29 protein-coding genes are annotated in these 26,914 nt (G+C 69.7%); 9 read left to right on the forward strand and 20 right to left on the reverse strand.

Translation table 11 applies throughout. From position 1 onward, the window contains the following. Nucleotides 1-99: 99 nt before the first annotated feature. Nucleotides 100-1,578: an MFS transporter gene (locus ACFYTS_RS31490; protein ID WP_387309115.1), complete on the forward strand. Its 1,479-nt coding sequence runs from the start codon at nucleotides 100-102 to the stop codon at nucleotides 1,576-1,578. A 69-nt stretch (nucleotides 1,579-1,647) separates the two neighbouring features. Here ACFYTS_RS31490 and ACFYTS_RS31495 read toward each other — a convergent pair whose 3' ends face one another. From ACFYTS_RS31495 to ACFYTS_RS31510, 4 genes are all read right to left on the reverse strand, one after another. Then, nucleotides 1,648-2,130, reverse strand: a complete 483-nt coding sequence (locus ACFYTS_RS31495; protein WP_357286200.1) for a PH domain-containing protein — start codon at nucleotides 2,128-2,130, stop codon at nucleotides 1,648-1,650. 137 nt (nucleotides 2,131-2,267) lie between these two features. Next, a complete protein-coding gene (gene ribH / locus ACFYTS_RS31500) occupies nucleotides 2,268-2,741 on the reverse strand; it encodes a 6,7-dimethyl-8-ribityllumazine synthase (protein ID WP_357286197.1) in 474 nt (157 codons plus the stop codon). A gap of 22 nt (nucleotides 2,742-2,763) precedes the next feature. Continuing rightward, the gene (locus ACFYTS_RS31505) at nucleotides 2,764-4,008 is read right to left on the reverse strand and encodes a bifunctional 3,4-dihydroxy-2-butanone-4-phosphate synthase/GTP cyclohydrolase II (RefSeq protein WP_357286194.1); all 1,245 of its coding nucleotides are present in this window, start codon (nucleotides 4,006-4,008) and stop codon (nucleotides 2,764-2,766) included. 85 nt (nucleotides 4,009-4,093) lie between these two features. Beyond that, entirely contained in the window at nucleotides 4,094-4,720 is a 627-nt protein-coding gene (locus ACFYTS_RS31510; protein WP_357286191.1) for a riboflavin synthase, read from the reverse strand. A gap of 563 nt (nucleotides 4,721-5,283) precedes the next feature. On the opposite strand from ACFYTS_RS31510, the gene ACFYTS_RS31515 reads away from it, so the two are divergent. Then, entirely contained in the window at nucleotides 5,284-5,691 is a 408-nt protein-coding gene (locus ACFYTS_RS31515; protein WP_357286189.1) for a hypothetical protein, read from the forward strand. Nucleotides 5,692-5,717: 26 nt separating this feature from the next. Here ACFYTS_RS31515 and rpe read toward each other — a convergent pair whose 3' ends face one another. Continuing rightward, entirely contained in the window at nucleotides 5,718-6,383 is a 666-nt protein-coding gene (gene rpe / locus ACFYTS_RS31520) for a ribulose-phosphate 3-epimerase (RefSeq protein ID WP_387309191.1), read from the reverse strand. A 126-nt stretch (nucleotides 6,384-6,509) separates the two neighbouring features. On the opposite strand from rpe, the gene ACFYTS_RS31525 reads away from it, so the two are divergent. Beyond that, nucleotides 6,510-6,932 (forward strand): anti-sigma factor, encoded by a 423-nt coding sequence (locus ACFYTS_RS31525; protein ID WP_379097892.1) that lies wholly within the window; start codon nucleotides 6,510-6,512, stop codon nucleotides 6,930-6,932. Continuing rightward, a complete protein-coding gene (locus ACFYTS_RS31530; RefSeq protein WP_387309116.1) occupies nucleotides 6,932-7,849 on the forward strand; it encodes an RNA polymerase sigma factor SigF in 918 nt (305 codons plus the stop codon). The genes ACFYTS_RS31525 and ACFYTS_RS31530 overlap by 1 nt, the downstream gene beginning before the upstream one ends. A gap of 466 nt (nucleotides 7,850-8,315) precedes the next feature. On the opposite strand, the gene ACFYTS_RS31535 is transcribed toward ACFYTS_RS31530, so the two are convergent. Next, nucleotides 8,316-9,632, reverse strand: a complete 1,317-nt coding sequence (locus ACFYTS_RS31535) for an RsmB/NOP family class I SAM-dependent RNA methyltransferase (protein ID WP_357286183.1) — start codon at nucleotides 9,630-9,632, stop codon at nucleotides 8,316-8,318. A gap of 279 nt (nucleotides 9,633-9,911) precedes the next feature. Here ACFYTS_RS31535 and ACFYTS_RS31540 point away from each other — a divergent pair, with 279 nt between their 5' ends. After that, on the forward strand, nucleotides 9,912-10,403 hold the full coding sequence (locus tag ACFYTS_RS31540) for a hypothetical protein (protein ID WP_387309117.1): 492 nt from the start codon (nucleotides 9,912-9,914) through the stop codon (nucleotides 10,401-10,403). Nucleotides 10,404-10,600: 197 nt separating this feature from the next. Here the strand turns inward: ACFYTS_RS31540 and fmt are convergent, their stop codons facing one another. The 5 genes from fmt to ACFYTS_RS31565 all read right to left on the reverse strand — a co-directional run bounded on the left by fmt (nucleotide 10,601) and on the right by ACFYTS_RS31565 (nucleotide 14,757). Then, complete coding sequence (gene fmt / locus ACFYTS_RS31545; RefSeq protein WP_357286178.1) at nucleotides 10,601-11,524, reverse strand: methionyl-tRNA formyltransferase; 924 nt, start codon at nucleotides 11,522-11,524, stop codon at nucleotides 10,601-10,603. 1 nt (nucleotide 11,525) lies between these two features. Continuing rightward, entirely contained in the window at nucleotides 11,526-12,098 is a 573-nt protein-coding gene (gene def / locus ACFYTS_RS31550) for a peptide deformylase (protein ID WP_357286176.1), read from the reverse strand. 64 nt (nucleotides 12,099-12,162) lie between these two features. Continuing rightward, the gene (locus ACFYTS_RS31555) at nucleotides 12,163-13,185 is read right to left on the reverse strand and encodes an esterase/lipase family protein (RefSeq protein ID WP_387309118.1); all 1,023 of its coding nucleotides are present in this window, start codon (nucleotides 13,183-13,185) and stop codon (nucleotides 12,163-12,165) included. A gap of 93 nt (nucleotides 13,186-13,278) precedes the next feature. Next, on the reverse strand, nucleotides 13,279-13,875 hold the full coding sequence (locus ACFYTS_RS31560) for a PadR family transcriptional regulator (protein ID WP_387309192.1): 597 nt from the start codon (nucleotides 13,873-13,875) through the stop codon (nucleotides 13,279-13,281). A gap of 192 nt (nucleotides 13,876-14,067) precedes the next feature. Next, the gene (locus ACFYTS_RS31565) at nucleotides 14,068-14,757 is read right to left on the reverse strand and encodes an HAD family hydrolase (protein WP_387309119.1); all 690 of its coding nucleotides are present in this window, start codon (nucleotides 14,755-14,757) and stop codon (nucleotides 14,068-14,070) included. An 86-nt stretch (nucleotides 14,758-14,843) separates the two neighbouring features. Here ACFYTS_RS31565 and ACFYTS_RS31570 point away from each other — a divergent pair, with 86 nt between their 5' ends. Further along, nucleotides 14,844-15,641 (forward strand): ABC transporter ATP-binding protein, encoded by a 798-nt coding sequence (locus tag ACFYTS_RS31570; RefSeq protein WP_387309120.1) that lies wholly within the window; start codon nucleotides 14,844-14,846, stop codon nucleotides 15,639-15,641. A 15-nt stretch (nucleotides 15,642-15,656) separates the two neighbouring features. Here the strand turns inward: ACFYTS_RS31570 and ACFYTS_RS31575 are convergent, their stop codons facing one another. Next, nucleotides 15,657-16,238 (reverse strand): TetR/AcrR family transcriptional regulator, encoded by a 582-nt coding sequence (locus ACFYTS_RS31575; protein WP_387309121.1) that lies wholly within the window; start codon nucleotides 16,236-16,238, stop codon nucleotides 15,657-15,659. 78 nt (nucleotides 16,239-16,316) lie between these two features. On the opposite strand from ACFYTS_RS31575, the gene ACFYTS_RS31580 reads away from it, so the two are divergent. Genes ACFYTS_RS31580 through ACFYTS_RS31590 form a run of 3 tightly spaced genes read left to right on the forward strand, consistent with a single transcriptional unit; the run spans nucleotide 16,317 to nucleotide 18,099 of the window. Beyond that, entirely contained in the window at nucleotides 16,317-17,180 is an 864-nt protein-coding gene (locus ACFYTS_RS31580) for an SDR family oxidoreductase (RefSeq protein WP_387309122.1), read from the forward strand. 45 nt (nucleotides 17,181-17,225) lie between these two features. Continuing rightward, entirely contained in the window at nucleotides 17,226-17,651 is a 426-nt protein-coding gene (locus ACFYTS_RS31585) for a hypothetical protein (RefSeq protein ID WP_387309123.1), read from the forward strand. Between the two features lie 10 nt (nucleotides 17,652-17,661). Beyond that, nucleotides 17,662-18,099 carry a MarR family winged helix-turn-helix transcriptional regulator gene (locus ACFYTS_RS31590; protein WP_387309124.1) on the forward strand — a complete coding sequence of 146 codons (438 nt, stop codon included), beginning with the start codon at nucleotides 17,662-17,664 and terminating at the stop codon, nucleotides 18,097-18,099. A 74-nt stretch (nucleotides 18,100-18,173) separates the two neighbouring features. Here the strand turns inward: ACFYTS_RS31590 and ACFYTS_RS31595 are convergent, their stop codons facing one another. The 8 genes from ACFYTS_RS31595 to ACFYTS_RS31630 form a co-directional block, all read right to left on the reverse strand. Next, nucleotides 18,174-20,906, reverse strand: coding sequence for a primosomal protein N' (locus ACFYTS_RS31595; protein WP_387309125.1), 2,733 nt, complete (start codon nucleotides 20,904-20,906; stop codon nucleotides 18,174-18,176). An 81-nt stretch (nucleotides 20,907-20,987) separates the two neighbouring features. Beyond that, nucleotides 20,988-22,202 carry a methionine adenosyltransferase gene (metK, locus tag ACFYTS_RS31600; RefSeq protein WP_357286156.1) on the reverse strand — a complete coding sequence of 405 codons (1,215 nt, stop codon included), beginning with the start codon at nucleotides 22,200-22,202 and terminating at the stop codon, nucleotides 20,988-20,990. A 198-nt stretch (nucleotides 22,203-22,400) separates the two neighbouring features. Beyond that, a complete protein-coding gene (gene coaBC, locus ACFYTS_RS31605; RefSeq protein WP_357286153.1) occupies nucleotides 22,401-23,621 on the reverse strand; it encodes a bifunctional phosphopantothenoylcysteine decarboxylase/phosphopantothenate--cysteine ligase CoaBC in 1,221 nt (406 codons plus the stop codon). A 7-nt stretch (nucleotides 23,622-23,628) separates the two neighbouring features. Further along, nucleotides 23,629-23,907, reverse strand: a complete 279-nt coding sequence (gene rpoZ, locus ACFYTS_RS31610) for a DNA-directed RNA polymerase subunit omega (RefSeq protein WP_213556271.1) — start codon at nucleotides 23,905-23,907, stop codon at nucleotides 23,629-23,631. Nucleotides 23,908-23,996: 89 nt separating this feature from the next. Continuing rightward, the gene (gene gmk, locus ACFYTS_RS31615; RefSeq protein WP_357286150.1) at nucleotides 23,997-24,581 is read right to left on the reverse strand and encodes a guanylate kinase; all 585 of its coding nucleotides are present in this window, start codon (nucleotides 24,579-24,581) and stop codon (nucleotides 23,997-23,999) included. A gap of 7 nt (nucleotides 24,582-24,588) precedes the next feature. Continuing rightward, nucleotides 24,589-24,912, reverse strand: a complete 324-nt coding sequence (mihF, locus tag ACFYTS_RS31620) for an integration host factor, actinobacterial type (protein WP_033086940.1) — start codon at nucleotides 24,910-24,912, stop codon at nucleotides 24,589-24,591. A gap of 602 nt (nucleotides 24,913-25,514) precedes the next feature. Next, the gene (locus ACFYTS_RS31625; protein ID WP_387309126.1) at nucleotides 25,515-25,943 is read right to left on the reverse strand and encodes a VOC family protein; all 429 of its coding nucleotides are present in this window, start codon (nucleotides 25,941-25,943) and stop codon (nucleotides 25,515-25,517) included. A 33-nt stretch (nucleotides 25,944-25,976) separates the two neighbouring features. Beyond that, on the reverse strand, nucleotides 25,977-26,825 hold the full coding sequence (locus tag ACFYTS_RS31630; RefSeq protein ID WP_387309127.1) for a patatin-like phospholipase family protein: 849 nt from the start codon (nucleotides 26,823-26,825) through the stop codon (nucleotides 25,977-25,979). Nucleotides 26,826-26,914 lie beyond the last annotated feature (89 nt).

Raw genomic sequence — 26,914 nt, forward strand, 5'->3', positions numbered from 1 at the left:
TCCCGGAGGACCAGGCGGCCATTCTCCTGGAGCCCTCGAGGGCAGAAACCCATCAGCCACACCCGGTCCTCCTGGACCGCCTAAATCTTAAGGAACCCCATGACCAGACCCGAGTCCGCTGCTCGGCCCGCCGGCGCCCCGCCGGAGCCCACACGCGCCGGCAGCACCCTCGCGGTGCTGGCCTACACCGGCGTCGTCGCCTCGCTGATGCAGACCCTGGTGGTCCCGCTCCTGGGCGACCTGCCCCGAATCCTGAACGCCTCCGCGTCGAACGCGTCATGGGTCGTCACCATCACCCTGCTGGTGGCGGCGGTGGCCACGCCGGTCGCGGGACGGCTCGGCGACATGTACGGCAAGCGCCGCATGCTCATCGCCTCGACCATTCCGATCATGGTCGGCTCGATCGTGTGCGCCGTGTCGACCTCGCTGATCCCGATGATCATCGGGCGCGGGCTGCAGGGCCTGGGCGTGGGCACCATCCCGCTGGCCATCGCCCTGCTGCGCGACGTGATGCCGCCCGAGCGCCTCGGTTCGGCCATCGCGCTGATCAGCTCGTCGCTGGGCATCGGCGGCGCACTCGGCCTGCCGATCGCGTCCGCGGTCACCGAGTACAGCAACTGGCGTGTGATGTTCTGGGCCGCAGCGGTTCTCGTGGCGATCGCCACCGCGCTCATCGTCCTGGTCGTCCCGGAGGGCACCTCCGAAGGACCGTCGGGCCGCTTCGACGTGCCCGGCGCGCTACTGCTCGGCGCGGCCCTGGTGTGCCTGCTGCTGCCGGTGTCGAAGGGCGCGGCGTGGGGCTGGACCAGCGGCTCGACCCTCGGGCTGTTCGCCGCGGCCCTGGTGCTGCTGCTGGTGTGGGGCTGGTGGGAACTTCGGGCCCCCGAACCGCTGGTCGATCTGCGAATCACCGCCCGCCCGCAGGTCCTGGTCACCAACCTGGCCAGCATCGCGGTCGGCGTCGGCCTGTACGCGCTGCAACTGAGCCTTCCGCAGCTCATGCAGCTGCCCAAGGCGCTCGGCTACGGCCTGGGCCAGTCCATGGTCATGATGGGCGTGTGGATGGCCACCGGCGGCATCATGATGATGGCCATCTCGCCGATCGGCGCGAAGCTGTCCGCGGCGCGCGGCCCGAAGACCACGCTGGTCACGGGCACGCTGATCATGGCCGCCGGTTACGGTGTGGCACTGCCGCTGATGGGGTCCATCGGAGGCCTGGTGGTCGTCAACATCATCTGCAGCACCGGTGTCGCCTTCGCCTACGGCGCGATGCCCGCGCTCATCATGGGCGCGGTGCCGCAGTCGGAGACCGCGGCCGCCAACAGCTTCAACACCCTGATGCGCTCGATCGGCACCTCGGTGTCGGCCGCGGTGGTCGGCGCGGTGCTGGCACAGATGAGTGTGCAGATGGGCAGCCACAGCATCCCGACCGAGCACGGCTTCCGCACGGTGTTCCTGATCGGTAGCGTCGTGTGCCTGGTCGCCGCGCTGATCGCGGTGCTGATCCCGGCGCGGCGCGCGGTGCAGTCCGTACCCGCGCAACGGCCGGAGACCGCGAAAGCCCTCGCGGAGAACTGATTCCGAACCGGATCGGACGAGGCACAGCCATCCGTCCGCCGCGGCCACGAAGCCTCGGCGACGGATGGCTTACTTGTTCTCGCCGCTGTACTTCGCGCCGAGTTCGCGGAACCGGTCCATGGCCTCGGCCGCGCGCATCTTGTCGTTGGAGCGGATGGCCATCATCGGCACGTACTCGTCGTGGACCAGTTCCAGCCGGGCCCAGGACTTCTTGTCCGGGAAAGAGATCCCGCGGATGTCCTGCCACCCGAACTCGCTGTCGCCGACGATATTGCGCACCATGACCCCGCGCTTGCCGACCCGCACCCGGGGCCGGGTCAGGGTCAGCACACCCGCCGCCAGCACCAGGCCGAACGCCGCCAAGCCGATCTGATCGGAGACCCGGAAGTTGACGCCGGTGGAGCCCTGGCGCAGCACGATGCCGCCGAAGATGAAGACGGCGGCCAGCACCGCGGCCACGATCCGCACGGTGATGATGGCGTGGCGCGGGCGGACCTCGAGGTCCCACTCGCTGTCGGTGTTCGCGGCGGTGTCGGGCTTCGTCTGTGCCATGGGTGGATCGGACTCCGGCTTCTGCTGCTCGCTAACGGCCCGCGTCGGATGCTCGGCAGGCCCTTCCGTCGTCGCGGGGTCGCGCGGCGGTTCCTCCTCGGAGCCGCCGCGCTTCCAGATCCGGACGACGGGCATGACTAGGCGGTGAGTTCGCGCAGGGTGAGCGCGGCGTCCAGCGCGGCCGCGGCCGCCTGCTCGCCCTTGTTCTCCGCCGAACCCGGCAGGCCCGCGCGGTCGAGCGCCTGCTCCTCGGTGTTCACCGTGAGCACGCCATTGGCGACCGGAGTGCCCTCGTCCAGCGACACCCGGGTCAGGCCCGCGGTCACCGAATCGCACACGTACTCGAAATGCGGTGTGCCGCCCCGGATCACGACGCCGAGCGCGACCACCGCGTCATGGCTGCGGGCCAGCGCCTGCGCCACCACGGGCAGCTCCATGGCGCCGGCGACCCGGACCACGGTGATGTCGGCGACGCCCGCCTCGCGGGCGGTCTTCTCCGCGTTCGCGACCAGCGCGTCACAGATGGTGGTGTGCCAGCGCGAGGCCACGATCCCCAGCTTGAGGTTCTTGGCATCGGCGAGCTCGAAAGCCGGTACGCCGGTACCGCTCATCGTTGTTCCGCCCTCTCGGTTGTCAGTTCGCGGTCTCGCCCAGGTCCAGGTCTTCCAGGCCGACCAGGTCGTGGCCCATCCGATCCCGCTTGGTGCGCAGGTACCGCAGATTGTGCTTGTTGGCGCGCACCGGCATGGCCACGCGCTCACTGATGCTCAGACCGTAGCCCTCGATCCCGGCGCGCTTGTCCGGGTTGTTGGTGAGCAGCCGCATGGAGGTGATGCCCAGGTCGACCAGGATCTGCGCGCCGATGCCGTAGTCACGGGCGTCGGCGGGCAGGCCCAGGTTCAGGTTGGCGTCCACGGTGTCGTCGCCGCTGTCCTGTAGCTGGTACGCCTGTAGCTTGTGCAGCAGGCCGATGCCGCGGCCCTCGTGGCCGCGCATGTAGAGCAGCACGCCGCGGCCCTGCTTCGCGATCAGCTCCATGGCGGCGTCGAGCTGCGGGCCGCAGTCGCAGCGCAGCGAGCCGAAGGCGTCGCCGGTGAGGCATTCGGAGTGCACGCGCACCAGTACGTCGCGGCCGTCGCCGATCTCGCCCATCACCAGGGCGACATGCTCGGCGTCGTCGTATTCGCTCTCGTAGCCGATCGCCAGGAAGTCGCCGAACTCGGTGGGCAGCTTGGCCTCGGCGACCTGCTTGACGTGCTTCTCGTTGCGGCGGCGCCAGGAGATCATGTCGGCGATGGAGATGAGCGCCAGATCGTGTTCGTCGGCGAAGACGCGCAGCTCGTCGGTGCGCGCCATATCACCTTCGTTCTTCTGGCTCACGATCTCGCAGATCACTCCGGCGGGGCTGAGTCCGGCCATCCGGGCCAGATCCACGGCGGCCTCGGTGTGGCCGGGGCGGCGCAGCACACCACCGTCCTTGGCACGCAACGGAACCACATGCCCCGGACGAGTCAGATCATCGGATTTGGCGGTGGGGTCGGCCAGCACGCGCATGGTGGTGGCGCGGTCGGCGGCCGAGATGCCGGTGCTGATGCCTTCCCGGGCATCGACGGCGACGGTGTAGGCGGTGCCGTGCCGGTCCTGGTTGACCGCGTACATCGGCGGCAGGCCCAGGCGATCGCAGTCCGCCCCGGTGAGCGGCACACAGATGTAACCGGAGGTGTAGCGGATCATGAAGGCCACCAGCTCGGGGGTCGCCTTCTCCGCCGCGAAGATGAGGTCGCCCTCGTTCTCCCGGCCCTCGTCGTCGACGACGACAACCGCCTTACCGGCGGCGATGTCGGCGACTGCGCGCTCTACGGTGTCGAACCTGGTCACGTCTGTTGTGCTCCATCTCGAATTAGGTGCCTCATTACAGTAAGGCAGTGCCCGAATTGCGCCGCCTCCGGCGTCGCGGGCCCGGTCAGCCGCGCTGTACGAGCCGCTCGACGTACTTGGCGATGATGTCGACTTCGAGATTCACGACGGTGCCGACGGGGGCGGCGCCCAGGGTGGTGAGCTCGCGGGTGGTGGGGATGAGCGAGACCTCGAACCAGTCCTTGTTGCCGTCGGCGAAGGCGTCCTCGGCGAGGCCGATGCCGGAGACGGTCAGCGAGATGCCGTCGACGGTGATCGAGCCCTTCTCCACGACGTAGCGGGCAATGCTGTCGGGCAACGAGATTCGCACGACCTCCCAGTTCTCGTGCGGGGTGCGCGAGACGATGGTGCCGGTGCCGTCCACGTGACCCTGGACGATGTGCCCGCCCAGGCGGCTGTTCACCGCCGCGGCGCGCTCCAGGTTCACGCGGGAACCCGCGGCCAGGGCGCCGATGCTGGAGCGGTCCAGGGTCTCGGCCATCACATCGACGGTGAACGTGTCGCCGACGACCTCGCGGTCCACCACGGTGAGGCAGACGCCGTTGACGGCGATCGAATCACCGTGTCCCGCATCGGAGGTCACCAGGGGGCCGCGGATGGTCAGCCGCGCCGAATCGTCCAGCCGCTCGGTGGCGACGATCTCGCCCAGCTCCTCGACGATGCCTGTGAACATGCGTACCTCTCCCTGATCGCGACTGCGTACTCGCTCGAGCCAACAGCGCGCCCCGCACGCGGTATTCCCGCGCGGACGGCCGTCCCCCTCAGCCTAACGACGCGCAGTCGTAGGCGACATGCGGCCTCGTTCACTGGAGCGTTGGATACCGGTGGATGGACGAAATCGGGCATAAGCCAACTTGCGATCAGTAAATTGCTTGAATTGCTTGGAATCACCTATTACAGGATCGGAATCTAGTGGATTTATCCATGGTCTGACCGGGCCCAACGGCGGTTGGTACCCAATCCACGACTCGCTCACACCTGAATCTTGCGCGGCAGCGAAAACGGTCGCAAGATTGTTATGCAGCTGATTCCAACAGTTCAACTCTCCGCGAGCAGTTCAGAGCAGAACGGTCAACGCGTCCACGGCGATCGGGCCGGGTGACGATCCACACCAGCAAACGAACCGAAGGAAGTTGGACCCCGCGCGGGTCGGATCCAGGTGGCACACAACACAATCGGCACAGTCAGGGGTGCGGCGTGACAACGCTTCTCGATTCGACACTCGAAGTTCGCTGCGTGCAGTACCGACGCGAATTTCACCTGCCGGCATCGATCGATCCGACATCACGGCACATCCTGCTGGAGATAGGCAGCCGTTACGGGGCCGTCACCATGCCCGCCGACCTCGGCGAACGCGTCCGCCAGCAGCTCACCCAGGCTGATCTGGCCGGGCCGGTGGTGCACCACCCCCGGGCCCGGCGCTGGACCTTCATCACCGGTCCCGCCCGGCCCGAGACGCTCAGCACCGCGGTGACCGCGGCCCTGTTCCGGCTCTACGCCACCATCGCCTGCCCGGGCGCCCAGGTCGTGCTCCCCTCCGCCGAGGACGAGCGCACCGGCTACCGCACCTGGATCCGGTCGCCGGAGACCACCGACACGGTGCCACCGCTGGAATCGGTGATCGAAGCGCTCCTCGAGCACTGAGCGCCGATCCCGGCGGCGGCCGCGAGCTATTGGGCCGCCGCCGCCTCGACGGCGATCACCTTCTGCCGCAAGGCTTCCACCGTCGCGGCCGGATCAGGGGTGCCGTACACCGCGGAACCCGCCACGAAGCAGTCGATTCCGGCCTCGGCGGCCTGCTCGATGGTGTCCATATTGATGCCGCCGTCGATCTCCACCACCAGGCGCAGCTCACCGGCGTCCACCAGGCGGCGCACCTGACGGGCCTTGTCCAGCACGTGCGGGATGAAAGATTGTCCGCCGAAACCGGGTTCGACGCTCATCACCAGCAGGGTGTCGAAATCACGCAGGATCTCGAGGTAGGGCTCGATCGGGGTGTTCGGCTTCACCGAGAGCCCGGCCTTGGCGCCCGCCGCGCGAATGTCACGAGCGACCGCGATCGGGTTGTCGGTGGCCTCGGCGTGGAAGGTGACGTTGTAGGCGCCCGCCTCCGCGTACCACGGGGCCCAGCGCTGGGGGTCCTCGATCATCAGATGGCAGTCCATCGGAATGTCGGTGACCTTCAGCAGGCTCTGCACGATCGGCGGGCCCATCGTCAGGTTGGGCACGAAGTGGTTGTCCATCACATCGACGTGCACCCAGTCCGCGCCCTCGATCGCCCGCAGCTCGGCGGCGAGATTCGCGAAGTCGGCGGACAGGATGGACGGGGCGATCATCGGGGCCGGACGCTGGAACGGGGAGGAAGAGGTGCACACACGCGGCAGTCTATCGGCACCGCCGAGTGCGTCCCGCGTCACGGGAATGGCTGATTGCCGCGCACCGGAATGGGTAGCCTCTACAGGGTGATCAACATTTCGGCGGAACAAGGGTTGCGCGGCACACCGGTCGAAATCGGTGTCGCCGCCTCCGTATCCCAGTTGCCCATCGTGCGCGGACTCGCCGAAACCCTGGTGCTGCTCAGCGATTTCACCCTCGACGAGGTGGCCGACATCCGGCTCGCCGTCGACGAGGCCGCCTCCACCCTGATCGCCATCGCCGCCCCGGGTTCCACGCTGCAGTGTCTGTTCACCGTCGGCGAGTCCGACCTGATCGTGCGGGTCCGCGGCACCGCCGCCGCCGAAGGGCTACCCGACCAGCGCAGCTTCGGCTGGCACGTGCTGCGGACCCTCTGCGACGAGGTCACCGCCACCCAGGAACCCTTCGATCCGGCGATCTCCGGATACCCGACGGCGGTGGAGTTCCGGCGGGTCCGGGGGAAGGCGTAGTGACCGGAGAAGACGTGTTCCCCTCCCCCGACGACGCGGCCCGGCCCGAGGATCCGACCGCCGACACCGAAGCCCCCGAAAGCCCCGAATCCGAGGAACCGGCCGAGGACAGCGCCGAGGAGACCGTCGACGCCGAGGAGGCGGAGGAGGTCGCGCGCAGCGTCTCCGGCTACGACGACGTCGCGCTGCTGTTCGAGGAACTCGCGGCCGCCGCACCGGGATCCGCGGGGCGCGCCGCCCTGCGCTCACAGCTGATCAACCGGTGCATCCCGCTGGCCGACCACATCGCCCGCAAATTCAGCGGCCGCGGTGAGCCTTTCGACGACCTCACCCAGGTCGCGCGGGTCGGCCTGGTGCACGCGGTGGACCGGTTCGACATCTCCCGCGGCTCCAACTTCCTGTCCTTCGCGGTGCCCACCATCATGGGCGAGGTACGGCGCTACTTCCGCGACAACACCTGGGCCATGCGAGTGCCGCGGCGCGTCAAGGAAACCCACCTGCGCATCGGCTCCGCGATCGACGCGCTCTCCCAGCAGTTGGGCCGCTCCCCCACCGCCAAGGAGATCGCCGCCGCGCTCGACATCGACGCCGACGAGGTCACCCAGGCGGTCATCGCCGGAAACGCGTACCAGCCCAGCAGCATCGACGCCGTCTCCGTCGGCCGCGACACCGAGGCGTCACTGCTCGACACCCTCGGCGAGGAAGAATCCCAATTCGACCGGGTCGAGGAGTACGTCGCCATCCGCCCGCTGCTGGCCGGGCTGCCGGAACGCGAACGCCGCATCCTGACCATGCGATTCTTCGAATCCATGACGCAGACGCAGATCGCCCAGCAGATGGGCATCTCCCAGATGCACGTCTCCCGCATCCTGTCCAAGACCCTGGCCCGCCTGCGGGAGCAGTCCGCCCGCGAGTGACCCCGCCACTCGAGGCGGGCGACCTCGACGGATCGGCCACGCCTAGATTGGAGCGGCGCACAGCGACTGGTGGATCTGCGATGTCACCCGAATCCTGGTGGCCGAACAGCCCTTGCGCGCCGGACATGCATGCTCCGCCAGCGGGGACATCCCACGTGCGAAGGGGCCCGGCCAACCGAGGTGGAAGCAACCCGCCTGGGTGAGCGCTCCGTCATTCGGATGGTGCTGCTCGCGGCGGATCATAGCCGGCCAGGTGGACCGGCGACTCGGACCGCCGAGGCCGGGCCGAATTCGACGGCGAGGTCGATGCGGGGGCGGTCCGCACGGGATTGCCGGTGGCGCGGTTGGTGCCGAGGTAGCTGCTGCGACCGGTTGAGACGGCGCCCCGGACCCCGACAGGACATGCGAAAGCCCCTGCGGCGGTGAGTAGTAAATCACGCCGCAGGGGCTTTCGGTGTTCGAGCGGCTACGCGTCCAGTGGCTTGCGCAGGGCCGCGAGGAACATGGCGTCGGTGCCGTGGCGGTGCGGCCACAACTGAGCGCCGGGGCCGTCGCCGAGTTCCGGGACGCCGGGGAGCAGCTCGCGGGTATCGAGCTGTTCGGCGCCGGTGCGGCGGACCATGTCCGACACCACCGAGACCGTTTCCGGCAGGTGCGGGGAACAGGTCGAGTAGACCACCACGCCGCCCGGGCGGACGAGATCCCATGCGGCGGTGAGCAGTTCACGCTGCAAGGTGACCAGGTCACGGACGTCGGAGGGCTGGCGGCGCCAGCGAGCCTCCGGGCGGCGGCGCAGCGCGCCCAGGCCGGTGCACGGGGCGTCGACGAGGATGCGGTCGAAGCCCGGGGTCAGACCCGAGTCGCGGCCGTCGGCGACGTGCACGTCGACCGGCATGCCGCGAGTGGCCTTTCGGACCAGGTCAGCACGGTGCTCGGCCGGTTCGACGGCATCGACGCGGAAGCCGTCGATCTCGGCGATCGAGGCCAGAAAAGCGGTCTTACCGCCCGGACCGGCGCACAGATCCAGCCAGCGACCGCCGTCCTCACCCTCGAGGGGCGCGCGGGTAACCGCCAGTGCCACCAGCTGACTGCCCTCGTCCTGCACCGCGGCCATGCCCTCGCGGACCGGTTCCAGCTTCGCCGGATCGCCGCCGTCGAGGTACACCGCGTACGGCGACCAGCGGCCTTCCTCGCCGCCGGTGATCAGCGCCAGCTCCTCGGCGGTCATATCGCCGGGCCGCGCCACCAGATGCACCAGCGGCCGTGCGTCGTCCGCTTCGAGCACGTCACGCAGCTCGCCCGCCCGCGCGCCGAGCGCGTCCGCGAACGCCTGCGCGATCCACACCGGATGCGCGAATTCGAACGCCAAGTGCCCCAATGGATCCGACGGCGCGAGCCGCTCCACCCACTCCTCCGGAGTGCGCTCGGCCACCCGCCGCAGCACCGCGTTCACGAACCCGGCCCGCCCCTGCCCGTACTCGGCCCGCACCAGCGCCACCGACGTATCGACGGCCGCATGCGCCCCGATCCGGGTCCGCAGCAACTGATAGGTCCCCAGCCGCAACGCATCCAGCAACGGCCCGTCGATCTCCTCGACGGCGCGGCCCGCGCAATCGGCGATCACCGCGTCCAGCAACCCCACCGACCGCGAGGCTCCATACGCCAGCTCGGTCGCCAGCGCCGCGTCGCGCCCACTGATCTTCCGCTCCCGCAACAACCCCGGCAGCACCAGATTCGCGTAGGCATCCCGCTCCCGCACCGCCCGCAGCACATCCCGCGCCACGATCCGGACCGGATCGGCCCCGGCCTTCTCGGCCCGCCGAGCCGCCGCAGCTCCGGGCTCGCCACCCCGCGCACCAGCGTCTACCCGCTTGCCGCCCCGATCGCCGTGCGAAGGCCGCGCGCTGCCGGAGGACCTGCCCCGTCCGCCGCCGGTCTTGCCGCCGAACGAGTCACCGCCACGGCCGCCGGATGGCCGGCCACCGGTCGCCTCACGCTCCCGCCCCGTACCCCGCTCATCTCCACCGCGAGACCCGGCACCGGACCGACGGGAACCCGAATCATGGTCTCCCCCGCCGGATCCGCGACGGTCGTCGTCGGTGCGACGGCCGCCACCCGGCCGATCCCAGCCGCGGTCATCCCCACCCGCTCGACCACGACCGCCGGACGCGCCACGCCGGTCACCGCCGGAAGAACGGCCACCCGAGCCGGAATCACGCCCGCCACCGCCGAATCCACCGCGTTCGTCGTCGTTCCAGCGTCCGCCACCGGACCGCTCCCGACCACCACCGCGGTCCGCGTCGCGCCCACGCGCGCCGCCGAAGGACCGGTTCGAGCCCGAATCGCGGTCGCCCGCACCGGATCCATGACGGTCGTCATTGCCGCGTCCGCCACCCGCACCGTCCCAACCACCACGACCCGCGCTGTCGCGACGGTCATCGCCGAAGGAGCGTCCACGCGGGCCTCCGCCCGGACGATTCAATCCAGCATTACGTTCTCCGCCGCGCCGGTCGTCATTGCGACCGCGATCTCCGGTGTCGCCGCCTGCGCGTGAGCCGTAGCCCTCGCGGCCGCGCAGGCCGCCCGAGGAGCGGTTCGAGCCCGAATCACGCTCGCCGGCGGGGCGATCGCCGCGGCCGTAGCCCGCGCGGCGGTCACCGCTGTCGGCGCCGCGGGTCGTGTTCGAGTCGTCGGCCGCCCCGGCCGAGGAGCGGCGGAAGGGGCGGCGGGGAGGGTTGTTGTCGGGGTTGGTCATTCGGTCACCGTGCCGGGTTCCAGGCGGGCGCCACGGGCCCAGTCGAGGGCGGGCATCATGCGTTTGCCCTGGGGCTGGACCTGGGTGAGGCGGACCGCCGTGGTGGCGGTGCCGATGAAGACGCCGGACTTGCGCACGTCGATGGTGCGGGGCGGGAGGGTTTCCTCCACGAGTTCGACGGGGCCGAGTTTGAGGCGTTTGCCGTCGATCTCGGTGAACGCGCCGGGCGCGGGGGTGACCGCGCGGATGCGGCGGGAGATGGCGAGGGCGGGCTGGTCCCAGCGGATGCGGCCCGCTTCCGGTTCCACCTTGGGGGCGTAGGAGATGCCGTCCAGGGGCTGCGGAACCGCTTGCACGGCACCGTCTTCCACGGCGTCGAGGGTGGATTCCAACAGCACCGCGCCACTGTCGGCGAGACGCTCGAGCAGGGTGCCCGCGGTGTCGGCGGGCGCGACCTTCTCGGTCATGGTGCCGAAGACGGGCCCGGTATCGAGGCCCTTCTCGATGAGGAAGGTGGACGCACCGGTGTACTCGTCACCCGCCAGCAGCGCCGACTGCACCGGCGCCGCGCCGCGCCAGGCGGGCAGCAGCGAGAAGTGCAGGTTGATCCAGCCGAACCGGGGAATCGCGAGCACCGTTTCGGGCAGCAGCGCGCCGTAGGCCACCACCGGGCAGCAGTCCGGCGCGAGTTCGGTGAGCTGGGCGATGAACTCGGGCTCGGACGGCTTGCGCGGCGTGAACACCGGAATCCCGTGCTCGTCGGCCAGCTGCCCGATGGGCGAGCGGGTGATCTTGCGGCCGCGTCCGGCCACCGCGTCGGGCCGGGTCACCACCCCGACCACCTCGTGTCGCTCGGATTCGATGAGTCGCCGCAGCGACGGCACCGCCGGTTCAGGGGTTCCCGCGAAGACCAGACGCATATCAGCGGCTCCGTTCCCGGCTACCGGCCGAGGCGCGGCGACCGCCGCCGATCTCGGACGCGGGCAGCACCGTGATTCCCTGTGTGAACCAAGACGATTCGCGAATCGTGCGCATGGCCTCCTTGCGGAAGGCCGACTCCAGCCGCTGCAGGAACAGCACGCCGTCGAGGTGATCGGTCTCGTGCTGCACGCAGCGCGCCAGCAGCCCTTCGGCCCGGAACTCCACCGGCTTGCCGTCCATGTCGACGCCGCGCGCCCGCACGGTCATCGGCCGGGTCACGTCGAAACGCACGCCCGGGATCGACAGGCAGCCCTCGGGCCCGGTCTGGGTCTCCTCGCCCTCGACCTCGAAGACGGGGTTGATCAGATGCCCCTGGGCATCACCGGTGTCGTAGACGAATACCCGCAGCCCGACCCCGATCTGCGGGGCGGCCATGCCGACGCCCCCGCTCTCGTACATGGTGTCGATGAGGTCGGTGACCAGCTGGCGCACCTCCCGGTCGAACGTCTCGACCTCCGCCGCGCGGGCGCGCAGGATCGGATCGCCGAACAGGCGGACAGGCTGGATGGTCACGGGCAGCTCCCGATAGCGAACGAATACGGTCGTCTCATTTTACGGACGCCCGTGACCACCCCGATCAGGAATGCGCCGCCAACACGACATCGCTGATCCCGGTGCCGAACGGCACCGGGACGCAGGCCGGTGTCACGGCGTGTCCGGGATCGAGCAGATTGACCGCCAGCTGTTGCGCGAACGGGTCGTAGACCAGGTGGAAATGCCCGGTCAGGTCGGCTTCGCACAGATCCTGCAGCACGATATTGGTCGCGCCCGGACCGCGCAGGGCGATATTGGTGTTGGGCTGGATCATCTCATCCACCCGGCTGCCGATGGTCGTGTATTTCACACCCGGCACCGTGTCGCCACCCGCGTTGAGGTCGGTGATGAACGGCGATCCCGCGGCCTGCTGGACGGCGGCGAGCGAGGAGCCGAACTCGACGAGCTTGTAGATGCCCGGCACCGCGTCGGCGATCGGCACCAGCCCGTACATGATGCCGCCGTAGCTGGGCGAGGCCATCCCGATCCACTGCCCGACCTTGGGCGCGCCGCCGAGCTTGTTGATCCAGTAGCGAGTCACGCTCGCGCCCTGGGAGAAACCGACCAGATCCACCTGCGTGGCGCCCGTGGCGGCGAGCACCTGGTCGACGAAGACGCCGATCTGCGCGGAGCTGGCCCACACGTCCTCGGTGCCGAAGGTGTCTTTGCCGGGCTTGCCGCCGTAGTTCAGAGCGAAGACACAGATCCCGGCCTTGGCGAGCAGCGGGCTCAGGCCCGCCCAGTCGGAGTAGGCCGAGGAATCGGTGCCGTGGGCCAGGATCACCGGCCGCGGGTGTTCGGCGGTGGGTTTGCAGCCGAAGTCGTTGGCGCCCTGGGGCGCAGCGTCCGGATGCTCTTTCAGATACTTGGCCGCCGCCAGATGCCCGGTCTGCGGCGGCCCCTGCTGGGCAGGCACCCGCAGGACCGGTGCGGCGGCCGGTTCGGCCCGCGCGTAGGTCCCTGACGGGGTGGCGGCTGTACCGATCACGGCGGCCGCCAGCACCACTACCCCCACCGGCGCGACGCGATGCAAGAATCCGCGCGTCCGGTTCCTCTTTTGTCCCATGTCACAAGATCGCATGGGGCGCTGTTGTCCCATGTCACGATCTTGACCGGTTTCGAGCCGAAAGTCCCGGCGGTTTCCGGTGATTCGGACCCGTCATTTTTCGGGTGTGTCGTCCTCGGCGAGGATCCGGTACAGCGAGCGGCGCGCTTCGGTGAGCACCTCGGCCGCCTTGGCCGCCTGATCCTTGGTGCCGACGGCGGCCACCTGGGCCACCGCGCCCATCAGCTGACCGACCAGTCCGCGCAGGTCCAGGGCCTGATCGCCGACGCCGTCCTTGACGTCCTGCCAGGGGTCGCCCAGATCGGCGCGGTTGGCCTCGACGTACTCGAGTCCGGCGTCGGTGAGCTTGGCCGTCTTGCGACCCGACACCTTCTCGATGAGCACCAGGCCCTCGTCCTCGAGCTGCGCCAGCGCGGGGTAGATGGAGCCAGGGCTGGGACGCCAGACATCCTCGCTGCGTTCGCGAATCTGCTGAATCAGCTCGTAACCGTGCATGGGCCGCTCCTGCAGCAGGAGCAGGATGGCGGCGCGGACATCGCCGCGCCGGCCGCGTCCGCCGCGGCCGCGACCGCGACCGAAGTGTGGACCGGGCCCGAAGCCGGGACCGAAGTCAGGGCCGAATCCGCGGCCGTGGCCGTGGCGGTGCGGGCCGAATTCACCGCGCGGGCCGCGGGGCCCGCCTCGACGCATCCGCGGATGTTCGGGGCCCTGCCGCTCGTCGCCGCGTCGCCGCCAGGGGCCGCGGCCCCGTTCGATGTTGTCCATGTGTTCCATGGTCGTGCCTCCTTCAAGGCTCGTCGTTGCATTTGCTGCTATCGACGATATATCGACAATCTATCCGCAGCAAGGGTGAATTGGAACACGAACCGACTGGTTTGTAAGTTAGGGAGACAGGAGGTCGTGCGCGCGGACCGCATCCCACAGTCCGGTCGCGCGATCGTCCGTCGGCAGCGGGTCGACCAGAGCGAACGCGCAGCCCAGCGCCTTGGCGCCGCCGTCGGCCTCCAGGCTGTCACCGACCATGAGGGCCCGGCCGGGAGCCACGCCGAGGACATCGAGAGCCGCCGCGAAGATGCGCGCATCCGGCTTCATGGCACCGACTTCGTACGACAACGCGAATTCATCGATATATCGGAGCCAGCCGCGGTCGGCGAAGGCCGGGCGGATATCGAAGGCGATATTGCTGACCACCCCCACGCCCAGACCGCGCTCATGGAGTGCGCGCAGCACCTCGCCGGTATCCGGATACGGCGACCATTCCCCCGGGTCGCGCATGAGTTCGTAGAGCCGGACCGCCTGCGACTCGGGGACACCGGACCGCTCGAGCACCTCGAGGTAGGCGCGGCGATGCAGCACGGGATCGAGATCCCGGTTCTCCCAGGCAAATTGGCCATCGGCGTCCAACTCGACGAACCGCCCGACGGGAGCGGTCATCCGGCGCATGATCTCGGCGACCTCATGGGTGTCGAGCAGGCGGCCGGCGGCATCGGTGAGGCGCGCGCCATGAAAGGCCGCGTCGTCGAATCGGAAGAGTGTGCCGGAGAAGTCGAACAGCACCGCGTCGATCGCCATGCCGCCACCCTACACAGCAAACACAGAGCTAACCGCCAGGCTCCCCTACTCCTCAACTTGTCTGAGGACTTTGCTAGGCTCGGGGCATGACGGACCCGGTGCTGAACGTGAGCGACGTGACGGTGGTGCGGAGTGGAAGCCCCATCCTGCAAGGGGTTTCGCTCACCGTGCACGCCGGTGAGCACTGGGCGCTGCTGGGCCCCAATGGCGCGGGCAAGACCACGCTGCTGCGCATGCTCGGCGCGTTCGAACATCCCACCAAGGGCGCTGTGGAGGTGCTCGGCAAGCGGCTGGGGCGCGTCGACATGCGCGCACTGCGGGCCGGCATCGGGCACGTCGATCCGCGTCATATGCCCAGTGGCACACTCACCGTGCGCGAGGTCGTGCTGACCGGCGCGACCAATACCGCGGCCCTGATCCCCCGCTGGCAGGCCTCCCCGGAACAGCTCGCCGAGGCGGACCGCCTGGTCGATCTGCTCGGCCTGTCGCACCGCCGCGACGCGGACTGGCAGATCCTGTCCCAGGGCCAGCGCGGCCGCACCCTCATCGCCCGCGCCCTCATGCCCAGCCCACGCCTGCTGCTGCTCGACGAACCGGCCACCGGGCTGGATCTGGCCGGGCGCGAACAACTCCTGGAGCGCGTCGACCTGCTCCAGCGCACCCACCCGGAGCTGGCGTCGGTGCTGGTGACCCATCACTTGGAGGAGCTTCCGCCGGGCACCACCCACGCCATGTTGCTGCGCGATGGCCGGACGGTCGCCGCCGGCGCGGTCGACGAGGTGATCACCACCGCCCACATCAGCACCTGCTTCGACCATCCGGTGCGGATTCTGCGCGACGAGGGCCGCTGGAGCGTCAGACCCGTTCAGCCGCAACTGAACTGATCCGCGATTTTCGACTCAGGTCGCCGGGACCAGCGAGTCGATCCAGCGTTCCAGGCGAGCACCCTCGGCCGCCATCATGGCCGGGTCGCGGAAAGTATTCGTGAGCAGGGAAATTCCCTGATAGGCGGCCAGCAGCGCGACCGCGAGTTCACGAGAGTCACTGCGCCCCATCGCCGCGAACTGCGCGTCGATCCACTCCAGCAGCCCGCGCATGACATCGGCGAGCTCCCGGTCGAGGCCGTCCGCCCGCTTGTCCAGTTCGGTGGCGAGAGTGCCCGAGGGGCAACCGAATCGGGCGGCGACGTCGCGCTGCTCCACCCAGCCCCGCACCAGCGCCTTCAATCGCGATGCGGGGGCGTCGATCCGATCCAGGACGGTGATGATCTCCTGGGCCGTGCGCGCGTGCGCGCCGATCGCCGCCTGGACCAGCTGATCCTTGGTCTTGAAGTAGTAGTACACATTGCCGACCGGCACGTCGGCGGCGCGCGCGATATCGGCGATGGTCGTCTTCTCCACGCCCTGCTCGTGGAAGACCTTGGCGGCGGCATCCGAGAGTCGTTCGCGCTTCCCCGACGCCCGCACCACTGAGTCAGTCATACGACTAACTATAGACAACGGCCGGTCATATGGCCTATCGTTCGATTTAGTCAGCCAACTAACTCAGGAGTGAGACGGATGATCGTGGTTACCGGAGCGACCGGAAACGTCGGCAGCGCGCTCGTGCGCGAACTCGCGGAAGCCGGTGAGAAGGTGGTCGCCGTCTCGCGCGGCGAGAAGCCGATCGACCAAGCGCGGGGAGGCGGAGCGGCCCACGGCGCCGAGCACCGCCGCGCCGACATCGGGGATCTCGACAGCCTGGCCGAGGCGGTGACAGGTGCGGACAGCTTGTTCCTGCTCATCACCGGAGCGCAGCTGGTCGAGGGGCCCGCGCCGGCAGAGGTGCTGAAAACCGTTGCGGCGGCGGGCGTCCGGCGCGTGGTGTTCCTGTCCTCGCAGGGCGCGGTGACCCGGCCGGACAGTGACGGATACGCGCGGACGCTGGCCTTCGAACAGGCGCTGGCCGCGTCGGAGCTGGCGTGGACGGTGCTGCGGCCGGGCGGGTTCTTCACCAATACGTTCGCCTGGATCGAACCGGTCCGTGCCGGGCGGATGATTCCCGCGCCCTTCGGGGATGTCGGTCTGCCGCAGGTGGATCCGGGCGATATCGCGGCCGTGGCCGCGGCCGCGCTGACGCGGGACGGCCATCACGGGCAGAGCTACACCGTGACCGGACCGGAACTCGTCACTCCGCGCGATCAGGCGGAGACGCTGGCGGGAGTACTCGGGGAGCCGTTGCGGTTCGTGGAGCTCAGCCGGGCGGAGGCCAGGGTCAACATGCTGCGCTTCATGCCGGAGTCGGTCGCGGACCACACCCTCAGCATTCTCGGCGAGCCGACGCCCGAGGAGCAGCTGGTCAGCGGTGATGTCGAGCGGGTCCTCGGACGTCCCGCGACGGGGTACGCACAGTGGGCAGCTCGGGTCGCTCCAGCCTTCCGCTGAGTTCGACCGTTGGATATTTCGTACGCATCCGCTTATCGTCTATGTATGCATACGAAATCATTCTCCGAAGGCACCGTGCTCATGCCCTGGAATCCCGGCCCGAACGATCGGCGTCCGGGTCCGGTATTCGTCAGCGTGACCGACTTCCTCGCGGACTCCGAGGCCGAGGCACGCGACATCTATACGGCGGGGCTGGAATTGGGCCGGACGTGGCCGGTCATGCAGGGCGCGGTGGGTTTGTGGTTGTGGGGCCGGCCCGCGGAGTTCCGGGGCGGCTCGATCTCGGTGTGGGAGTCCGAGCGGGACATGCGCCGTTTCGTGCGCTGGCCCGTCCACACCGAGATCGTGCGGGCCTGGCGCGGCCGCATCGGGATCGGCCTCGACTCCTGGCAGGCCGACACCTTCGACGCCGACGCCGTCCTGACCCGCGCGGGCGACACGATCGACAGGCCGCACCGGCTCGCCGCATAGTCTGGTCCGCATGACAGACCGTCCGGACCTCGCAGCGATGATCGTCCCCCTGGGCCGCGCCCTCATGGCGGCCGAGCAACCGGTGCTGGCCGCGCACGGGCTGACCATGTGGGCGTATGTCGTACTGCTGCATCTCGATGAGGGTCCGGCACGGGGTCAGGGCGTGCTGGCACAGGAGATCGGGGCGGACAAGACGCGGATCATCGCGGTGCTCGACGACCTCCAGGAACGCGGGCTCATCGCACGTCGCCCCGATCCGGCTGACCGCCGGGCCCGGCTGCTCGCGCTCACCACCGAGGGCCGCCACCTGCGCGATGCCGCCCAGGCCGAGATCCAGGCGCAGGAGGATCGGCTGCTCGCCAAGCTGCCCGCCGCCGACCGCCGCGGCTTCCTCAACGCGCTCACCGCGCTCGCCGCCCTCCCCCGCGACGAAATCACCGGTCCCTGACCAGGGTCAATGAGCTGGCCAGGCAGCGATCGGGACAGAATTCGGTGCCCGGAACTCCCTGATCTCGTTGTCGGTCAGCCGATGTCGATCGGGTCGATCTGGACGCGCAGGGGGGCGTCGGAGCGGTGGGTGCTGCGGATGGCCTGGGCGGCGGTGAGGGCGCGCGACAGGGCGGCCCCGCCAGAGCGGTCGGCGCGCAGGATCATGCGTTCCACCTCGGCGGGAGAGTCGCCGGAGGAGAAGGGCTTTCGGGCGCCGGGGGGCAGCGGCACCGGGCCCAGGACTTCGACGTCGCCGGGAAGCTTGGCCTCGCCGAGCAATTCGGCGATGGAGTCGGAGGTGCCGTCGATGGCGGCGAAGCGGACCGCGGGCGGGAAGCGGACCTCGACGCGCTGGTCGAGTTCGAAACCGGCGTGCCACACCGGGTCCCAGCGGACCAGGGCCTGCACGGTGGGCAGACCGGCGTCGGCCATGACGATGACGCGGCCGTCGGAGCGGACCAGGGCGGCGGCCGACATCCAGCGGCGCAGGGCGTCCTCGGCGGCGCGCAGGTCGGCGCGGCCGAGCAGGGCCCAGCCGTCCAGGAGCATGGCGACCGCGTAGCCGCCGGGCACCGGAGGTTCCGCGCCGATGGTGGAGACCACCACCTGCGGGCCCTCGGGGACGGAGTCGAGAATCGCGGAACCGCCCGAACCCCGCACGGGCACACCGGGAAAAGCGCGACCGAGCTCCTCGGCGGTGCGGGACGCACCGATGACGACCGCCCGCAGGGCACGCGACCCACACGATCCGCAGCGGAACGCCGCCTCGGTGATTCCACACCAGCGGCAGGCCGGGCTCTGCGCCTCCGCGACACCTTCTCGCCCACTGCGCAATGCGCCACGTGACGCGGGCGCGGAGTCAGGGAGGGCCAGGGGTCCATTGCAGTGGCGGCAGCGCGCGGGGGTCCGGCATTTCGCGCACGACAGGGCGGGGATGTAGCCGCGCCGCGGTACCTGAACCAGTACGGCCCCACCGGCTTTGAGCGCCTTACGCGCCTCCATGAACGCCACCGCCGGAATACGGATCGCCTGCGCGATCGGATCCCGCTCCAGCGCGGCGTCGGTGTCGCCGGGCGCGGTGATGCGCGGCATGGCCTGCCGCACCACGGCCCGATCCGCGAGCAGGTCGTGCGCCCACCCGGATTCGACGATCGCCTGCACCTCGGCGGTCCGCGCGAACCCGCCCGCCACGAACGCCGCCCCCGTCTCGTGAGCCCGCAGCATGGCCACCTCCCGCGCATGCGGATACGGCGACCGCGGTTCCGCGAACGTGTCGTCCCCGTCGTCCCAGATGGCGATCAACCCGAGATCCCGCACCGGCGAGAACACCGCACTGCGTGTCCCCACCACCACCTTCGCCTGCCCCCGCAACACCGACAACCACCGCCGATACCGCGCCGACGGCCCCAGACCTGCCGCGAGCCCGACCGCCGACTCCCCCATCAGCGCAACGCATTCCGCCAGCACCCGATCCAGATCCCGCTGATCCGGCACCATGATCACCGCGCCGCGCCCACCGCGCACGGTCACCGCCGCCAACTCCGCCAGCCGCTTGGCCCAGTCCTCCCCCGGCAACGCCTGCCACCCCGCCCGCGGCCCGCGCCCGGCCGCCAGCGCACCCAGGAACGAGTGCCCGTGCACGTACCGGCCCCACTCGGCGAACTCGGACACCCACGACTGCGGCGAGGCAGCGCTCACTACTCGCGGCCCGGACTCGCCCTCCGGCCCGGTATCCCCCTGCGACGTGGCCACGCCCTGCGACCCGGTCTCACCGTTCGGCCCGGTCGCGCCATTCGACGCCGCCGACAGGTCATCGGTTCCGCCCATGCGCACCGGCTCGATGCCCGTGCCGCCGACCGCCTCGACCCCGGTGACGGCATCGCCATCGCGGGCCGGATCAGCGATCGTGCCGGCCGCCGCGGGCTCTTCGACTACGGCGGCACTGGCGATCGGTGCAGGGTCGGCGGCGTCTCCGGACGTGGCACCTTCGGTACCGCTGCCGCTCGGTGCGGTGTGGGAATCTGCGGCCGGGGACTCGACGTCTCGCGGATCTGCCTGTGCGGCAATGCCGTCAGCGGTTCGGTGTGCCGAGCTGACCGACGCGGCGGCCGCATCGCCCGGTTGCTCCGGGCCGGAGGGCGCGACGGCGTCGCCGGGCACCGCACCTTCGGTGGCGCTGTCGCTCGGTGCGGGGTCGGAGTCAGCGGACGCGGCCTCGACGTCTCGCGGATCAGCCTGCGCGGCAAGGCCGTCAGCGGTTCGATGTGCCGAGCTGACCGACGAGGCGGCCGCATCGCCCGGCTGCTCCGGGCCGGAGGGCGCGACCGCGTCGAGGTCGACCACACCGCCCAGTGCTGTCACCGGATCGACGGCGGTGCTCTTCTTCGCGGTGCGCTTGGGCTTTTCGGGCTTGTCCGTGTCCTCGGTTTCGACCTTGGCGTGGCGGGGCGGGATGGCCAGGCGCAGGACGTCGGCCCGGGTGCCGGCGTAGCGGGCCGCGACGGCGGTGACGAGCTTCAGGATCTCGGGGGTGAGGACGCGCTCGCCCGACACCACGCGATCGAGGCGGACGAGTTTGCCGGTGTGGGCGGATCTTTCGAGGCGTTCGAGGAGGTAGCCGTCGATGAGGCGGCCGGAGAAGCGAACTCGGACCCGGACGCCCGGTTGTGCGATCTCGTCCAGCTCAGGAGGGACGACGTAGTCGAAATCGCGGTCCAGGTGGGCGGGTTCGAGAAGGGGCAGGACGCGGGCGATCGGGCGTGACACGCCAACGACGGCGGGAGCGTCGGGCTCGGAGGGGGACTCCGTGCCCGACGCTCCCGTCGAGAACTGTTGGGTGCCGGTCAATTACAGCCCGGCGGCCGCGCGCAGCTTCTCCGCGCGGTCGGTGCGCTCCCACGGCAGATCGACATCCGTGCGGCCGAAGTGGCCGTAGGCGGCGGTCGGCGCGTAGATCGGGCGCAGCAGGTCCAGGTCGCGGATGATCGCGCCGGGACGCAGGTCGAAGACCTCGCCGATGGCGTCGGAGATCTTGATCGGGTCGACCAGCTCGGTGCCGAAGGTCTCGACGAACAGGCCGACCGGGGCCGCCTTGCCGATGGCGTAGGCGACCTGGACCTCGACCCGCTCGGCCAGGCCGGCGGCGACGACGTTCTTGGCGACCCAGCGCATGGCGTACGCGGCCGAGCGGTCCACCTTCGACGGGTCCTTGCCGGAGAAGGCGCCGCCACCGTGGCGGGCCATGCCGCCGTAGGTGTCGACGATGATCTTGCGGCCGGTCAGGCCCGCGTCACCCATCGGGCCGCCGAGCACGAACTTGCCGGTCGGGTTGACCAGCAGGCGCACGTCGGAGGTGTCGAGCGGGTTGGGCAGCTGCAGCTCGGACAGGACCGCGTCGACGACCTTCTCGCGGATGTCGGGGGCCAGCAGGTTGTCCAGGTCGATGTCGGCCGCGTGCTGGGTCGAGATGACCACGGTGTCGAGGCGCTTGGGGATGGCGCCGTCGTACTCGATGGTGACCTGGGTCTTGCCGTCGGGCCGCAGGTACGGCAGCACGCCGGTCTTGCGGACCTCGGTCAGACGCCGGGACAGCTTGTGCGCCAGCGAGATCGGCAGCGGCATCAGCTCGGGGGTCTCGACGGTGGCGTACCCGAACATCAGGCCCTGGTCGCCCGCGCCCTGACGGGCGATCTCGTCGTCCTCGCCGCCCACGCGGGCCTCGTGCGAGGTGTCCACACCCTGGGCGATATCGGGCGACTGCGCGCCGATCGCGACGTTCACGCCACAGGACGCGCCGTCGAAACCCTTTGCGGAGGAGTCGTATCCGATCTCCAGGACCTTCTCGCGGACGATGGTCGGGATGTCGGCGTAGGCCGAGGTGGTGACCTCACCGGCCACGTGCACCTGACCGGTGGTCACCAGGGTCTCCACCGCGACCCGGCTGCGCGGATCGGCCGCGAGCAACGCGTCGAGGATGGAATCGCTGATGGCATCACAGATCTTGTCGGGATGACCTTCGGTCACCGACTCACTGGTGAATAGGCGGCTGCCAGACGTGCGCACAGTTGTTCCCTCTCCCTCAACGGGTTTCTCGTATCGGGTGGCGACAGTAGCGTCTCCGCGCCATCGCACAACCCTTTGTCTCAGGTTATTCCAATATGTTCGTCACAGGGGCGAACCACCACCGTGACGAGCACATTGCGACTCGGACACCCGCCGCGACCTGCGCGGCGAGCGTCCGAACCCTGCGGTGCCGAGGCTTCAGCGGAGCAAGGGACCGAGTGCGTCCAGCACTCGGCTAGCCAATAGGGCCTTGGACCCGTGGTCCAGGGCGATCTCGGTGCCGTCGGCGCCGAGCAACCAGCCGTCGTTGGTATCGACCTCGAAGGCCTTCCCTTCCCCGACGGCGTTCACGACCAGCAGGTCGCAGCCTTTGCGGGCCAGTTTGGCCCGGGCGTGGGTGAGCACGTCGGCGTGCTCGTCCCCGGTCTCGGCGGCGAAGCCGACGATCGCGGTGCCCGGTAGGTGCCCGTCGCGACGAGCCTGTACCAACCCGGCAAGGATATCGGGTGTCTTGGCCAGCTCGATCGAATTCGGTTCGCCCGCACCCTTTTTGATTTTGGACGCGGCGACGTTGACCGGCCGGAAGTCGGCGACCGCGGCCGCCATGATGACGGCGTCCGCGCCGAGCGCGTGCTTGTCGACGGCCACCTTCAGCTGGTCGGCGGAGGTCACGTGCACCACCTCGACGGCGGCGGGAGCCTCCAGGCCGATGGTGTTGCCCGCGATCAGCGTCACCTGCGCGCCACGCTGGGCGGCCAGGCGGGCGATCGCGTAGCCCTGCTTGCCCGAACTCCGGTTGCCCAGGAAGCGGACCGGGTCCAGCGCCTCACGTGTGCCACCGGCGGAGACCACCACCCGGCGGCCCTCCAGGTCGCGCGGCAGCGCGTCGGCGCGCTCGAGCAGCAGACGGGCCAGACCGAAGATCTCCTCCGGCTCGGGCAGCCGGCCCGGACCGGTATCGGTGCCGGTCAGGCGGCCCGAGGCGGGTTCCATCACGGTCGCGCCGTGCGCGCGCAGCATCGCCACGTTCGCCCGGGTGGCCGGATGCTCCCACATCTCGGTATGCATGGCCGGGGCGAACAGGACCGGACAGCGCGCGGTCAGCAGCGTCGCGGTGAGCAGGTCGTCGGCGCGGCCTTGTGCGGCGCGGGCCATGAGGTCCGCGGTCGCAGGAGCGATGACGACCAGATCGGCCTCCTGACCGAGGCGCACGTGCGGCACCTCGGGCACATCGGCGAAGACACCGGTGTGCACGGGATGGCCGGACAGCGCCTCGAAGGTGGCCTTGCCGACGAATTGCAACGCCGACTCGGTGGGAATGACACGAACCTCGTGCCCGGTTTCGGTGAACCGGCGCACGAGGTTGCAGCTCTTGTAGGCGGCGATACCGCCGCCGACGCCGACGACGACTCGGGTCACCGCGGTTTTACTCCCCTTCGGAGTGCTCGAGCAGGTCGGCGTGGATCTCGCGCATGGCCACCGACAGCGGCTTCTCCTGCAGACCCGGCTCGACCAGCGGACCGACGTATTCGAGAATGCCGTCGCCGAGCTGGTTGTAGTAATCGTTGATCTGCCGCGCGCGCTTGGCCGCGTAGATGACCAGCGCGTACTTGGACGAAGTCCGCTCCAGCAGTTCGTCGATCGGCGGGTTGGTGAGGCCGACCGGAGTGTCGTAGGCGGGAACGGTCTTGAGGTCCGTACTCACTAGGAAGGCTCCTGCGGGGTTGTTCGGAAGGATGGCTTCCCGGCTCACTTCGAAGACGAGCCGGATGTTCGGGTTCCGCGGTTCGAGAACTAGGACCCCGAATTTGTGCTAACGAACAACGATACCAACTGCTCGCAGGCGCTGGTCACGTGGTCGTTCACGATCACGATGTCGAACTCGTCACACGCGGCCAGTTCGGTGCGCGCGGTCTGGAGCCGACGCTCGATGACCTCGGGCGATTCGGTCCCGCGCGAGGTCAGGCGGGACACCAGCTCGTCCCAGCTGGGTGGGGCCAGGAAGACCAGCAGGCCCTCCGGCATGGATTCGCGGATCGAGCGCGCGCCCTCGAGGTCGACCTCGATCAGGACATGGTGTCCGGAGGCGAGCGCTTCCCGCACGGGTGCGGCCGGGGTGCCCGACCGCTGCAGTCCACCGTGGATATCGGCCCATTCGAGCATTTCGCCGCCGTCGATCATGGCGTCGAATTTCTCGCGGGTGACGAAGTGGTAGTCCTGACCGTCGACCTCCCCGGGCCGCGGAGCCCGGGTGGTGGCCGACACACTGAATACCAATTCGGGCAGTCGTTCGCGCACGCAGCGCACGACGGTGGACTTGCCGACGGCCGAGGGGCCGACCAGTACTACCAGTCGACCCTTCCGAGTGTGTTCGACCACCCTCGGATTATTCGGCGCTGAAGTCGAACCGGGCCAGCAGCGCCTTACGCTGCCGGTCGCCCAGTCCGCGCAGGCGGCGGGTGGGAGCGATCTCGAGCTCGCTCATGATCTCGGCAGCCTTGACCTTGCCAACCTTCGGCAGGGCCTCGAGCAGGGCCGAAACCTTCATCTTGCCGAGGACTTCGTCCTTCTCGGCGTCCGCAAGGACCGTCTTCAGATCGGTGCCACCACGCTTCAAGCGCTCCTTGAGCTCCGCCCGAGCGCGGCGAGCGGCAGCCGCCTTCTCCAAAGCAGCGGCGCGCTGCTCGTCAGTCAGCTGGGGAAGGGCCACGGTTCCTCCGTCTCATCGTTCATTGCTTGATCTACCTCCGGTAACCCGGTGGTCTCAGCGACCGTACCCACGACGCTTGCCGATTGCGAACCCACCCCCCAGGTCAGCGCGTGATTCGGCGCGCGACCGGGCCGGATGCACACCGCCGCGGGCGCCGCCGCACCGGGCGCGCCCCGCGGCCGCGCACGGCCGCGAATAGCCTTGCGGCCAGGGCTTTTTGGGGTTCTCGACCGCGCGTTCGAGGGGTCGGACTGGCCCCGGATGAAACCGTGACCGAGCTGTAATCACGCGACCTGGATTTTTCTTGGATTTCTCGGCGTGTCGTTCGAATCCGTAGCGCGTGTCGCGCATCACCGGGGCTCGTTCCGAGACCTTGAAAACTCGCAAATCAGACACCTTTCGATGCAGGTCGGACCTGGTGCGGCCACCCGGGACGACGCCCGAGCGGCCCGTTTCCGCCCCTCACGCGGCCGCTGACGCGCGAAACCCGGCCGATACATGCGAGAACCCGCCCACCGCCCGGGCGGGCGGGAGCGGGTCGATCCGGACAAGCGTTCGATCGGGCCGCCGGATGGGTTCGCCGAGAGCGAACAAGGATCGGATCAATCCGCGTACTGGCACAGCTCCACGAGCGTGCCCTCGGGGGCGCGCACGTGACCCACACGCATGCCCCACGCCGGCTGGTCGGCGGGCTCGCCGACGACGACCGCGCCACGCTCGCGCAGCACGGCGATCGCCTTGTCGACGTCGGCGACCCGCAAAACCACCACGGCCGTATCGATTTCGCCGCGCGGCCGGTGCTCGGCGCCGATGGCCGCGTCCATGTAGGCGCGGGTGAACAGCGCGAGATCCTGCGTGCCGACGGCGAAGCAGGCGTAGGGCCCCTCCCCGGTCTCAGGCACGTCACCCTCGATCTCGGCCTCGAGGCGCAGACCCAGCACGTCGCGATAAAACCGGAAACTGGACGCGAAATCGTCGACCAGGATGCGGGTTTGGGCGTACGAGAGTAGGCCGAGGGCAGCATCCGACATGAGAAATCCCACCTTTCTACCGAGCGGTCCGGTTCAGGCCGGCCAGAAATCCCGCACCCCGGGCGCCGCCTCCCCACCCTGCCGCACCCCCGCCTCGTAGGCCGGCACCAGCGCGTCCGCGCTGAACAGGTTCGGGCCGAAGGCGGCGATGGCATCGGTGTCGGGGGCGATGAACATCGTTGCCGCGCCGCCCAGGTCACGGTCGGAGGGGGCGTGCGGGAACAGGTGCGCCAGGGGTTCGACGACCAGCATTCGCTCGGCTCCGGCCGCCAGATCGGCGTTGATGGGCGAGCGCATGCCGCCATCGAAGTAGTGGACCCCGTCGATCGGAATGGGCGGGAAGACACCGGGAACCGAGGTGCTCGACGCCAGCGCCTCCGGCAGGGTGGCCTTGCCGCTGGGCGTCCAGGCCTGCAGTTCCCCGGTGTCGACGCTGATCGCGGTGATCAGCAGATCGCGCTGGGGCCAGTCGCCGTGGCCGACGAACGCGCCGATGCGGGCGATGTGCGTGGCCGGATCGCCGAGATTCATCTCCAGGGCGCGGGCGCCCGCGCGACGACGCGCCTCGGCCGGGTCCAGGCCGGGCGTGCCGAGCAGGCCGAGGATCTCGCCGAAGCTGTCCGGGTCGAACGCGATCGGCTCGAGTTCGGCGGTCTCGGTCGAGGGTCGCCGCAGCAGCAGGCTCAGGTCGACGTCGGCGGCCAGGGCCGCGCCGACGACCGCTCCGGCGGAGGTGCCGACGATCCGGTCGGCCGCGGCCGGGTCGATTCCGGCCGCGCGCAGGGCGATGACGACGCCCGCCATCCAGCTCAGGCCGACCGCACCACCTCCACCCAGGACGAGCGCACGGCGAATTCCCTTGGGCGGCATCGCGGCAGACATGAGGCCACTGTATCCGCCGAGGCAAGGAAGCGGAGGAAATCCCTCCGAAAAGACTCGCGGCACCGGATCGGACCCGGTGCCGCGAGTAA

Origin of the sequence: Nocardia sp. NPDC004151, from assembly GCF_042874235.1 — a bacterium.
GTDB lineage: Bacteria > Actinomycetota > Actinomycetes > Mycobacteriales > Mycobacteriaceae > Nocardia.

What these genes read in the sequence shown, in the direction of transcription:
- ACFYTS_RS31490 (WP_387309115.1), top strand. Translation starts at nt 100, where the DNA reads ATGACCAGACCCGAGTCCGCTGCTCGGCCCGCCGGCGCCCCGCCGGAG.
- ACFYTS_RS31495 (WP_357286200.1), bottom strand. Translation starts at nt 2,130, where the DNA reads ATGGCACAGACGAAGCCCGACACCGCCGCGAACACCGACAGCGAGTGG.
- ribH (WP_357286197.1), bottom strand. Translation starts at nt 2,741, where the DNA reads ATGAGCGGTACCGGCGTACCGGCTTTCGAGCTCGCCGATGCCAAGAAC.
- ACFYTS_RS31510 (WP_357286191.1), bottom strand. Translation starts at nt 4,720, where the DNA reads ATGTTCACAGGCATCGTCGAGGAGCTGGGCGAGATCGTCGCCACCGAG.
- rpe (WP_387309191.1), bottom strand. Translation starts at nt 6,383, where the DNA reads ATGATCGCCCCGTCCATCCTGTCCGCCGACTTCGCGAATCTCGCCGCC.
- ACFYTS_RS31540 (WP_387309117.1), top strand. Translation starts at nt 9,912, where the DNA reads ATGGTCTCCCCCGCCGGATCCGCGACGGTCGTCGTCGGTGCGACGGCC.
- fmt (WP_357286178.1), bottom strand. Translation starts at nt 11,524, where the DNA reads ATGCGTCTGGTCTTCGCGGGAACCCCTGAACCGGCGGTGCCGTCGCTG.
- ACFYTS_RS31555 (WP_387309118.1), bottom strand. Translation starts at nt 13,185, where the DNA reads ATGGGACAAAAGAGGAACCGGACGCGCGGATTCTTGCATCGCGTCGCG.
- ACFYTS_RS31560 (WP_387309192.1), bottom strand. Translation starts at nt 13,875, where the DNA reads ATGCGTCGAGGCGGGCCCCGCGGCCCGCGCGGTGAATTCGGCCCGCAC.
- ACFYTS_RS31565 (WP_387309119.1), bottom strand. Translation starts at nt 14,757, where the DNA reads ATGGCGATCGACGCGGTGCTGTTCGACTTCTCCGGCACACTCTTCCGA.
- ACFYTS_RS31570 (WP_387309120.1), top strand. Translation starts at nt 14,844, where the DNA reads ATGACGGACCCGGTGCTGAACGTGAGCGACGTGACGGTGGTGCGGAGT.
- ACFYTS_RS31575 (WP_387309121.1), bottom strand. Translation starts at nt 16,238, where the DNA reads ATGACTGACTCAGTGGTGCGGGCGTCGGGGAAGCGCGAACGACTCTCG.
- ACFYTS_RS31580 (WP_387309122.1), top strand. Translation starts at nt 16,317, where the DNA reads ATGATCGTGGTTACCGGAGCGACCGGAAACGTCGGCAGCGCGCTCGTG.
- ACFYTS_RS31585 (WP_387309123.1), top strand. Translation starts at nt 17,226, where the DNA reads ATGCATACGAAATCATTCTCCGAAGGCACCGTGCTCATGCCCTGGAAT.
- ACFYTS_RS31590 (WP_387309124.1), top strand. Translation starts at nt 17,662, where the DNA reads ATGACAGACCGTCCGGACCTCGCAGCGATGATCGTCCCCCTGGGCCGC.
- ACFYTS_RS31625 (WP_387309126.1), bottom strand. Translation starts at nt 25,943, where the DNA reads ATGTCGGATGCTGCCCTCGGCCTACTCTCGTACGCCCAAACCCGCATC.
- ACFYTS_RS31630 (WP_387309127.1), bottom strand. Translation starts at nt 26,825, where the DNA reads ATGTCTGCCGCGATGCCGCCCAAGGGAATTCGCCGTGCGCTCGTCCTG.